The 10824-nt window shown below is 68.2% G+C and carries 8 protein-coding genes; 6 read left to right on the top strand and 2 right to left on the bottom strand.

From position 1 onward, the window contains the following. Positions 1-661, bottom strand: a 661-nt coding sequence (locus tag B7Z66_14920; protein ID OYV74901.1) for a hypothetical protein, incomplete at its 3' end; no start/stop codon positions are given. Positions 662-781: 120 nt separating this feature from the next. On the opposite strand from B7Z66_14920, the gene B7Z66_14915 reads away from it, so the two are divergent. The 6 genes from B7Z66_14915 (at position 782) to B7Z66_14890 (ending at position 9980) form a co-directional block, all read left to right on the top strand. Then, positions 782-3286 (top strand): hypothetical protein, encoded by a 2505-nt coding sequence (locus B7Z66_14915; GenBank protein ID OYV74900.1) that lies wholly within the window; start codon positions 782-784, stop codon positions 3284-3286. Continuing rightward, positions 2919-3794 carry a hypothetical protein gene (locus B7Z66_14910; GenBank protein ID OYV74899.1) on the top strand — a complete coding sequence of 292 codons (876 nt, stop codon included), beginning with the start codon at positions 2919-2921 and terminating at the stop codon, positions 3792-3794. The genes B7Z66_14915 and B7Z66_14910 overlap by 368 nt, the downstream gene beginning before the upstream one ends. Before the next feature lie 338 nt (positions 3795-4132). After that, positions 4133-6256 carry a hypothetical protein gene (locus B7Z66_14905; GenBank protein OYV74898.1) on the top strand — a complete coding sequence of 708 codons (2124 nt, stop codon included), beginning with the start codon at positions 4133-4135 and terminating at the stop codon, positions 6254-6256. A gap of 12 nt (positions 6257-6268) precedes the next feature. Then, positions 6269-8518, top strand: coding sequence for a hypothetical protein (locus tag B7Z66_14900; protein OYV74897.1), 2250 nt, complete (start codon positions 6269-6271; stop codon positions 8516-8518). Next, the gene (locus tag B7Z66_14895) at positions 8515-8979 is read left to right on the top strand and encodes a hypothetical protein (GenBank protein ID OYV74896.1); all 465 of its coding nucleotides are present in this window, start codon (positions 8515-8517) and stop codon (positions 8977-8979) included. Before B7Z66_14900 ends, B7Z66_14895 begins: the two co-directional genes overlap by 4 nt. Positions 8980-9047: 68 nt before the next feature. Beyond that, positions 9048-9980 carry a P-type conjugative transfer ATPase TrbB gene (locus tag B7Z66_14890; protein OYV74902.1) on the top strand — a complete coding sequence of 311 codons (933 nt, stop codon included), beginning with the start codon at positions 9048-9050 and terminating at the stop codon, positions 9978-9980. A gap of 36 nt (positions 9981-10016) precedes the next feature. On the opposite strand, the gene B7Z66_14885 is transcribed toward B7Z66_14890, so the two are convergent. Beyond that, positions 10017-10754 (bottom strand): virulence factor, encoded by a 738-nt coding sequence (locus B7Z66_14885; GenBank protein ID OYV74895.1) that lies wholly within the window; start codon positions 10752-10754, stop codon positions 10017-10019. Positions 10755-10824: the final 70 nt, after the last annotated feature.

Here is a 10824-nt window from a genome sequence, read left to right as displayed (position 1 = left end):
TGCGCCGGCGCGCCATCGCCTGCAGCGCCACCTGGCGCCGATACTGTGCAAAAAACCGGTTGGCGACCGGGCCGAGGCGGGTGTTGACGCCGACCCAGCCGGGCGGATCGGCAGGGCGCTGGTAGGTGAGATTGGTCACCAGGGCGGCGAGGACCAGCAGCGCCCCGATGGGGCGGGCGGCGCGGGCGCCGGCGGCGATCCCGGCCGTGGTCCCGATCAGCACCCAGGTGGCCACCGCGCCCACCAGGCCGAGGCCCGGAAACCACACGCCGGCGGCCAGCAGGGGAGAGCCCCAGCCGAGGGCGCCCACGGGCGGCAGCGCCAGCACCGCCACCACGAGCGCCACGCGCAGCGCGCGCTGGCGGTGATGCCACAGCAACCCCCATGCCCCGCCCAGCAGCAGCGCATCGGCCAGCCACCAGCCATATCCCCAGGCGAGCGCCGCCGGCTGGCCGGCGAAGAACATCCCGGCGCCGGCGGGGAGTCCGCGCGTGGCCCCCAGGTAATAGGCGGTCGCGACCACCCAGGCGCCGCGCCGCGAGCCGCTTGCCGACCACAGCGCCGGCAGGAGCACCGCCAGGCCCAGCTGCCACCAGTGCGGCCCCCAGGACAGCGCCCCGACCGCGGCTCCCAAGCCCGTCAGCGCCGCTGCGCGGAGCACCGGCGGACCCCCTGCCGGCGGCACACCAGACACTGGATATTGCTTATAAAACAACCTATTGTCGTTGAATAGGGCTATGGACATGACCCGCTTGCGCACCCGGAATTATTGTTTTTTAATATGCACTATGGTTTATCCCATTACCACTGTGCTACTGGATTTCCGCGAGGGGCGGCGCAATCACCGGCTACTGTTCGGCAACCCCAGCACCAGTACCACGGGGCAGTGGGCGCACGGCATCACCGTGCGCTGTGCGCGGTTCCTGCCGGGGAGCGTGTTCGGCGTCGAGCTGTGGGCGCGCAATGCCTACGGCACCAGCGCCTGGCATGTGTATGTCCTGCGTGCGCTGTGGCCCGGGGAGGCGCTGTGCATCGTGCCTCAGGTGAGGCCCGGGGCGGAGATCCTTTTGCACGCGAGCGGGGCGAACCAGGTGCGCCTGGCGCTCGCATGGCTCGATCACCAGCGCACGCGTACCGACGACCTCGCCACGGTGCCGGCGTATGTCTACCAGGCCGCCGACCTGCACGTGCGCGCGGGCCAGGCCGTTCCTACCGTACGCACCCGGGTGCGGCGCGAGGGGGTATGGTGCGCGCAACGGCGGCGGCACTGATGCGCTTGTATCTCGTGCAACGCACGGGCGCCGCCGCCGCGCTGGCGCAATGTCTGCCGGACACCCAAAAATGCCGCGGTCACTACCAGGGACCCGGCACGCTGATCGTGCCGCTGGGGGGCCCGCTCCTGCAGTTGGCGCGGCCCGCACAGTACGGGGCGCACTACGCCCAATGGCGCCTGGCGGATCTGCCCATCCTGCCCCCGCAATCGCTCACCATCCCCATGCCCGGTGCCGAAAAGCGCCTGGCGCAGATCGCATCGCTGCTGGAGCTGGCCACCGAGGTGGTGCACGCCGGGGACCCGGACCGGGAAGGCCAACTCGCGGTGGACGAGGTGCTGACCCACCTCGGAAACACCCGGCCCGTACAACGCCTGCTGCTGGCGGATCTGACGCCGGCGGCGCTGATGAACGCGATGGAACGGCTGCAGCCGAACGCGGAATTCGAGGGGCTGCGCCGGGCCGCGGAACTGCGCCGCTGGGCCGACTGGGTGCTGGGGACCAACCTCACCCGCGCGGTGACGCTGATGGCCAGGCGCAGCGGCTTTACGGGGGTGCTCAGCGTGGGCCGGGTCAAGGGCGTGATCCTTGGCCTCGTGGTGCGCCGTGAGCGCGAGCGGCGGACCTGGCAGGCGCAGACGCTGCACCACCTCACGCTGACCCTTGCCCACGGCGCCGGGACGTTCACCGCGCGGTGGAGCGAATCGAAGGGGCGCCGGCTCGATGCCGGCGCGGTGAGGCGGGTGCGGGCGCGTGCCGCACGGGCCCCGGGGACGGTCAGCCGGTGTGAAGTCCGTGCGCTGCGTCAGCCCCCACCGTTGCCCCTGTCCCTGGGCGCACTCCAGGCGCTCGCGCACCGCGTGCACGGCTATTGCCCGGAGGCCGTGATGAAGGCCGCCGACGCCCTATACCGCGCCGGCCTCATCACCTGGCCGCGCACCGCCTACCGCCATCTCCCGGAGCGGACCCACCGCGAGGCGGGTGCGACGCTCCACGCCGTCGCGGACAACCTTGCGGAATTGGCCGGCGCGGTGGCACAGGCGGACCTGGCGGTGGCGGGGCGGGCATTCAACGATGCGCGCTGGGTCATTCACCACGGCATGATCCCGACCCGCGCGCGATTGCAGACGGCCCAGCTGCCGCTCATCCAGTGCCAGCTGTACGCGCTCATCTGCCGAGTATTCACCGCCCAGTTCCACCCGGACGCCGACGTCCTGCACATCCACCTTGAGGTCGCGGTGGCCAACGAGCGGTTTGCGGCGGATGGACGCCAGCCCGGGCAACCCGGCTGGCGCGCCCTGTTTGCCCATCACTGCCCCGCGGCGTTGGCCGAATGGGACGATGACCCGAACGCGGAGCCCTTGGCTGCGCTGCCGGTGGGGACCCTGGTGTCGGTACGGGACGCCGCGCATACCACCGGGCAGACCCAGCCGGCGCCGCGTTACACGCAACGCTCGCTCATGGGCGCGCTCGCGGACCTCGGCCGGGAGGTCTGCGATGCACGCCTGCAAGCGGCGCTGAAGGCCGCTCACGGCGTCGGCACCGATACCACGCAGGCGCGCATCCTCCAGCAATTGCTCGATCAGGGCGCACTGGCTACGGATGCCGATGGGGGGCTATGGCCCACCGCTGCCGGCGCGGCGCTGCATGATGCCCTGCCGGCCATCATCACGCGCCCGGAGCTCCACGCGGCGTGGGAAATCATGTGGCAGAGCGTGGTGCGGGGGACGGGCGATATTCCTTCGTTTCTGGCGCAGCTGGAAGGCGTCGTGCGGGTCGCCATCGACCATGTGCGGCGCCAGCGTTTTGCCCCGGCGCCGGGCGCACAACCCTGTCCCTATTGCGGCGGCGGTGTTCTGGTTCCCAGAAACAGCCCCAAGTCGGGCCCGTTCTGGGGGTGTTCCACCTATCCCGAATGCAAGGCGCGCTATGACGACCACGACGGACAACCAAGGCCCGTTGAACGGGACGGACGCGGGCGCAGCGGGCGGCGCGGCATTTCGCGCACGATTTAACCGCGCGCGCGGGATGCTGACGTTCCTGGCGCTCTTCATCGGCGTGGTCGAGCTCACGCCGATGATCTGGCACCGGTGGGGCCCTGACCTCACCTTCAACTACACCGAAAGCGAACCCATCGGGTTCTACCTGCTGCGGCCCCTGCGCCACCCGAAACGCGGCATGATCGTAGAGCTCGCCGTGCCCGCGCGGGTCCGCTACCTGGTCTATGGCCGGCGGTGGTTGCAATACGGTTGGCCGATGCTCAAGGGGATCGGCGCGCTGCCCGGTGACCGGTACTGCGTAACCGATCATGCCGTGTTCATCAACGGCAAGCGCCGCGGGCCCATTTCGACGGTCGATACGCAGGGCCTTCCGCTGCCCAAATTGCGCGGGTGTTTCACGGTTCCGGCGGGCCAGTTTCTGCCCTTCTCTGACCATTCGCCGAAGAGTTTCGACGGGCGGTATTTTGGGACGGTCGGGCTCTCCCAGGTGCGTGATGAAGTGCGGCCGTTGTGGACCTTCTGATGCCACTGTCCGTGACGGTCTTGTCCCCTGAGTCCATAGCCTGTAACCCGAGACTGCGGAGCAGCCTTTTATGGGCTGCGGAGCAAAGCGAGGGCCGCGCGACGCGCGGGGCTGTGGACCCCAGGGGACAAGACGTGCGGTGAAGGGGAGGGTGGCGCTGAAGTGGGGTCGGAGTGCGGGTAGGAAATGCAGGGCAAGATAAAAGGGTGTGTCAGTCGGTGGTGCAGGTATTTGTATCGCCGTAGAAAACTGGCGACACGCCGACTACAGGCCATGACGCACGATGATGGAAAGGCGAGAGAAATCATGAACGTGGCGCGGACACGCGGATTTCAGCCATGAAAAAACGAGGCATTACCACCCGCGGGGCGAAATCGGACCGCGGCCCGTTCCGGCCCAAGACCGGGCGTCCGCGGCCGGGTGATTCCGGCCCGGCGCCGCGCACCATTCTTGGCCACCTGCGCCGTGTCGTTTCCCGCATGGGTGCGGGTGGGCGAGGGCGCGGTGGCGGGGGTCACAACTGGGGGGGTGCCCGGTCCCATTACGTGCACAGCCCGCGGGCCTACGCGCAACGGGTCTCCATCAAGGCGCGCGTGGTGCGCCTCAACCCCGCGCGTGTGAGTGGTGTGAAGGGGGGCAGGGGCGCCGTGTCCGTAGGCAATCACATTGCGTATCTGCGCCGCGAAGGGCTGGAGCGGGATGGGGATAAACCGGAGCTGTACAACGGCACCGGGGAGCTGTCGCGCGAACAGGCGCGTGAGTGGATACAGGATGCGGGAACGGACCGCCACCAATTCCGTTTCATCGTCTCGCCTGAGAACGGCCAAGCGCTCGAGCTGACGGACTACACCCGACGCCTGGTGCAGCAGATGGAGAAGGATCTGGGCACCCGCCTGGCGTGGGTCGCGGTAAACCACTACGACACCGACCGGCCCCACGTCCATTTGACGGTCCGCGGGATCGACGAACATGGGGCGGATCTGGTGATCGGACGCGACTACCTTTCGCACGGGATGCGCGGGCGGGCGGGCGAGCTGGCGACCGACGATCTGGGGCCGCGCACCGAGTTCGATGTACGGCAGAAACTGCAGTGGGAAATCGAGGCCGGGCGCTACACCGCCACCGACCGGGCGCTGGTGCAGCTGGCCGATGCGCACCCGGACGCGCTCGTAGACTTGCGCGCGTCCCCGGAGCCCGGGCGTGAGTGGGCCACCTTCATGCGTGGCGTGCAGCTGCGCCGCCTGGAGGTACTCAACCAGATGGGGCTGGCGGTGGAGCACGAACCCGGGGTGTGGGGGCTCCATCCGGAGCTTGCGCCGCAGCTGCATCAGCTCGGCGAGCGCGGCGACATTATCAAGACCATGCACAAGCACCTGTACGGCCTGGACGTGACCGAGCAGGTCGTATTCAACAAGGATGCGGTGGACGCCCCGAAACTCACCGGTGTCGTGCAGCATAAAGGGCTGGTCAACGAGCTGTACGATACCAAGTACATCGTCCTCAACGCCACGGATGGGCGGGCCTACTACATTGCGCTCAGTGCCCACAGCGAAGCCCGGGGCCTGGAGGCCGCGCCGGGCGACGTGGTGAGCGTGAGCGCGCACGCGCCCAACCCACTGCGTCCGGCCGACCGCAATATCGCCCGTTTGGCGCACGCCAACGGGGGGGTTTACGACCCCGGCGCGCATCTGGTCGAGGCCCGGGGGCGGCGCCTGCCCGCCGGCCTGGATCCCGAGGAATATGTGGATGGACACGTGCGCCGGATCCAGGCCCTGGAGAAGCGCGGCATCGTGCAATCCGTCGGCGCGGACCGCTGGCAGGTGCCTGCCGATCTGGAGCGCGCGGTGACGGCCCAGGCCGCGCGCGGCCGCGACAAAGGGCGGTTCGTTCAGATCACCCGCGAGGACCGCCACGGCCTGGCCCAGCAGGTCCACCGTGCGGGCGTCACCTACCTCGACCGGGAACTGGTGCGCCGGCAGCGCGCCCCGGTGCCGGAGCCACGCGGTGCGCGCCGCGGCCTGCAACGGGATCTGGATGCGGCCCTGCAGGGCCGGCTGGCCGAGCTGGAGCTCCAGGGGCTCACGGAGGTCGCGCCGGGCGGCGGGCGGCGTCTGCGGACCCATGCCCTGCAGACCCTCTATGCGCGGGATCTGGAGGCCGCAGAGGCGCGTTTGTCCCGCGCGTTCGGCCAACCCGTGCGCTGGGGCACGGCGCGTGCTCTGAGCGGGACGCTGGTGCGTATCGAGGAGATGGACAGCGGGCCGCATCTGTTGGTGAGTGACGGGCAGCGTTTCACCCTGGCCCCCTACCAACGGGGCGCCGAACGCCACCTGGAGCAGCCCGTGCGCCTCACGCCGGTCGGCGGGGCGCACCTGGATCTCAGTCACCCGTTTCCCGGGCCGGAGCGCACCCTGCAGATCCGGGGTGGCCATGAAAAGAAACCGTCCCTACCCCCGAGCTGACAGGTACCCCCGATGGCTGGACAACGCGGTACGACGTTTCTGTACGGACAACTGGTTCTGGTGCTGCTGCTCACGGTGGGCGGCCTGTGGGTGGCAACCGAGTGGGTCGCCGGCCTGCTCGCGTTCCAGCCGCAACTGGGCCGCGCGTGGTTTACGGTCCACGGCTGGCCCATTTTTCACCCCTGGCAATACCTCACCTGGCAATACCACTACGGTGCCTATGCGCCGGCGCAATTCGCGCAGGCCGCCTGGGCGGCCTATGGGGGGGTGGCCGTGGCGATCCTGAGCGCGGTCGCCATGTCCCTGTACCGCGCCCGCGGCGACGGGCGCAGCAACACCTACGGGAGTGCGCGCTGGGCCGACGCCAAGGACCTGCGCGACGCAGGGCTACTCGGCCCGGCCGGCGTCGTACTGGGCCTGGGGCCGGACGGGCACTACCTGCGCCACGACGGCGCGGAGCATGTGGCCATGATCGCACCGACGCGTTCCGGGAAGGGGGTAGGGGTGGTCATCCCCACGCTCTTGACCTGGCCCGCCAGCGTGATCGTGACCGATATGAAACAGGAGAACTGGAACCTGACCGCGGGATACCGGCGGCGGTTTTCCCACGTGATCCACTTTAACCCGGGCGAGCGCGGCACCGCCCACTACAACCCGCTCCTCGAGATCCGCCAGGGCGAGCGGGAAGTCAAGGACACCCAGGCCGTAGCGGACATGCTGGTCGATCCCGATGGCGTGGGGGAGCGCAACCACTGGACGGACTCCGCCCACTCGTTGCTGACGGGTGCGATCCTGCACGTCCTCTACACCGCCCGCAATAAGTCCCTGCCGGGGGTGCTCGCGCTCCTCAGCGATCCGCGCCGGTCGATTTTCGATACCTTCACGGCCATGTTGACCACCGTACACCATCCGCACGGGGCGCAACGCTACGGATGGAAAGACCCGCTCACCGGCCTGCCGACGAATACCCATCCGGTGATCGCCGGGGTCGCCCGGCAGATGCTCAACAAGTCCGACAACGAGTTAGCCGGCGTCGTCTCGACCGCGCTGCGCAACCTGGCCCTGTACCAGGACCCGGTGCTGGCCGCGGCCGTCAGCGACTCGGACTTCCGGATCGAAGACCTGATGGGCGGTGCCCGCCCCGTATCCCTGTATCTGGTCATCCCCCCGGGGGATCTGCAGCGCCTGCGCCCGTTGTTGCGCCTGATGCTCGATCAGATCGTACGGCGCTTCACGGAGCGGCTGCAGGAGCCCGGGCCGGCGGCAGGAGAGCACCCCACACTCGCCGACTGGACACGGCGCGTGTGGCATCGGCTTGCCGGCGGGGGCGGGGGCCAGCGCGCGTCAGCCTCCAGTTACCAACACCGGCTGCTGTTGCTGCTCGATGAGTTCCCGGCCTTGGGCCGGCTCGCCTCCCTCGAATCGGCGCTGGCGTTCGTCTCGGGTTATGGGATCAAGGCGTTATTGATCGCACAGTCCCGCAACCAGCTCACCCAGGCGTACGGACCTAACCACACCATTCTGGACAATTGCCATGTACGCCAGATCTTCACGCCCAACGATGCGGAGACGGCGAAGCTGATCAGCGACATGACCGGGCAGACCACGGTGGTGCATCAACAACGCAATTATGCCGGCAACCGGCTGGCGCTATGGCTGGGACACGTGATGGTGATGGATCAGGAGGCGGCGCGGCCACTCATGACGGCCGGCGAAGTGTTGGAACTGCCGGATAGTGACGCGCTCTTGTTCGTCGCGGGACGCCCGCCGATCCGCACCCGGAAACTGCGTTACTACCAGGACACCAATTTCCAATCCCGCCTGCTGGCCGCGCCCCCGATCCCAAGCGGCGTGCGCTACCCCTACCGCCCCTCGGATCCGGACAACCCATGGGACGCTCTGGGTGCCGCGTGCGCAAGCGCGACCGCGGCGGTCGGGGCGGGAGGGGAGGGCGGCATGGACCTGCAAAACACGGATCGACTTCTGGAGCAGGGGTCCGCGCCGCCCCCAACCCCGGTGCCGGACGGCGCGGACCCGGAAGCGGCGGTGCGCGCCCAGATGCTGGATCTGGTGGCCGCCACGCTGCAGGCCGCGGAGAGCGAGGACCCCGCCGGTCGCGGGGCGCGGCTCACTCAGATCGCGGTCCTCACCGACGAGGAACAGCTGCTGGATGAAGCAAAAGCCCAACGTCATCAACTCCAGCACGAACGTGCCCTGAAGCAAGATCATCACCACGACCCTGACCTGGGGATGCCACTGTGAGCCGCAAACGCACCAAGTCCATGCACCTCGCGCTCGAACCCGAGCTGTACGAGATCGTTTATACCACCGCCGCGCAGCGGCGTGTGTCCGCGACCGACGTGGTACATGCCGCCGTCGAGGCGTTTTTTGATCCCGACGCCGAGGATCGGCGCGCCGCGGCCGTCTCGCGGCGCCTGGCGCGCATGGATGCCCGCCTCAACACCCTCGCACGGGACGCGCAGATTACCGCGGAACTGCTGGCCATGCTGGCGCGCGTATACCTCACCAACAGCCCCGAGGTGCCGGAGGACCAGAAGGAGGCCGCCGCGCGTGCCGGCGGGCGGCGCTATACGCGCTTTATCGAGGAGGTGGGTAAACGCCTCGCCCGCCATAACACCGTGTTTCAGGAGCTGCCGGCGGCGCGAACCGCAACCGCAGAGGATTTTGAAACGGCTGGAGTTGAGCAGGAGGTGACCGGATGAATGCCAACGTCGATTTGCGTCCCGTGCCGTCATCGGCCAGCACCGCCAGCCAGGAGCGCCGGCTGATGATGCTACTCAGCGCGATGGGTGCGAAGCTGGGCGCCTATCTGCACGACGACACGATCACGGATGTACTGCTCAATCCAGACGGCTGCCTGTGGGTGGACCGTCTGGGGGAGGGCCGCATCAACACAGGCCACACCCTGACCCCTGCGGATGGCGAGCGTATTATCCGCCTGGTCGCCTCCAGTATGGATGCCGAGTGTAATGCCCTACACCCGCGGCTCAGTGCCGAACTGCCGGGCTCCGGCGCGCGGTTCGAGGCGAAGCTGCCGCCCCTGGTGCGGGCCCCAACCTTCGCAATCCGCAAGAAGGCCACGCGCATTTTTACGCTCGAGGATTTTGTCTCCCAGGGGGTCATTACCGTCGAGCAGCAGGCCATACTGCGCGCGGCGGTGGCCGGGCGGCGGAACATCATCGTCGCCGGCGGCACGCAGAGCGGGAAAACCACTTTTACCAATGCGCTGCTGGCCGAGATCGGCGCGCAGGGGCACCGGCTGGTCATCCTCGAAGATACGCAGGAACTCCAGTACCCGCCGGGCGATGTGGTGCCGATGTGGACCAAGGACGGGATCGCCAGCATGAGCGATCTGCTGCGTGACACGCTGCGCATGCGTCCCGATCGCATTGTGGTCGGGGAGGTGCGCGGGGCTGAGGCCTACGAGCTGATCGAGGCGTGGAACACCGGGCACCCGGGGGGCGTGTCCACGCTGCATGCCGATTCGGCAGGCGACGCCCTATACCGCCTGGAGACCATGATGATGCGCTCGCCCCACGTCACCCAATGGCCCTTACACGCCTTACGCGGTGCCGTGGCGCGCGCGGTTCACTACATCGTGTTCATCACCAAGACCGACCACGGTCGGCGGGTGCGGGAGATCGCGCGGCTCGACGGGCTGGCCGGCGATCAGTACCAATTGGCCAGCCATCCCGTTCCCTAGCCTGGACCATGCATGAACATTGACATCCTCGCCGCCCTAAAGGACGGCGATTCCCGGCATCACACTAGCCGGACTAGATCCTGCCAACAGGTCCTGATGGACCTTTGATCCCTGTGCTTGGGACTCGGAGTCTTGCGACTCCGAACAGACGAACCGGGCGTGTCCCGCCCTTAGAATATTGCGTGCCGCATTGAGATCGGCGTTTTCCTCGAACCCGCAGGCGACGCAGTGAAACCGGGCCTGAGTGGTGCGGTTGTCCGCATCAACGTGGCCACAGGCCCCGCAGGTGCGACTGGTGTTGCGCGGGTTCACCGCGACCAGCCAACCGCCGTTCCAGCCCAGCTTGTAGTCGAGCATCTGTCGGAACGCGAACCAGCCCTGATCGAGGATGGCCCTGTTCAGACCGCTCTTGGCCCGGACGTTCTTGCCCGGCTGCTCGGCCGTGCCCTTGGCCGATGCGCTCATGTTGGACACCTTGAGGTCTTCGACCACTACCATCGCGTGGTTTTTGCTGATGGTGGTCGAGACCTTGTGCAGGTAGTCCTTGCGCGCATTGCCAATGCGCCGGTGCAGGGCGGTGATGCGGGCTTTCTGCTTCTTCCAGTTGCGGGAGAATTTCCGCTTCCTGGCCAGCTTGCGCTGCTCCCAGGCCAGTTGCTTTTCCAGCCCCCGGAAGCTGTCCAAGGGCTGGTAGACGATGCCATCGGACAAGGTGGCGAAGCGGGCCACGCCGAGATCGATGCCGACGCTGCCCGCCAGGGAAGTGCGAAGCACGAGGCGGGTAGTCCACGGTAGGCGTAGGGCGCGGGCGTGTCGCCGAAGTGGCGAAGGGAGCGGAAGGTCC

The sequence above is a fragment of the Chromatiales bacterium 21-64-14 genome (assembly GCA_002255365.1).
GTDB lineage: Bacteria > Pseudomonadota > Gammaproteobacteria > 21-64-14 > 21-64-14 > 21-64-14.
The sequence above is the reverse complement of the archived record's forward strand: the minus strand, read 5'-3'. Positions and strand labels throughout refer to the sequence as shown.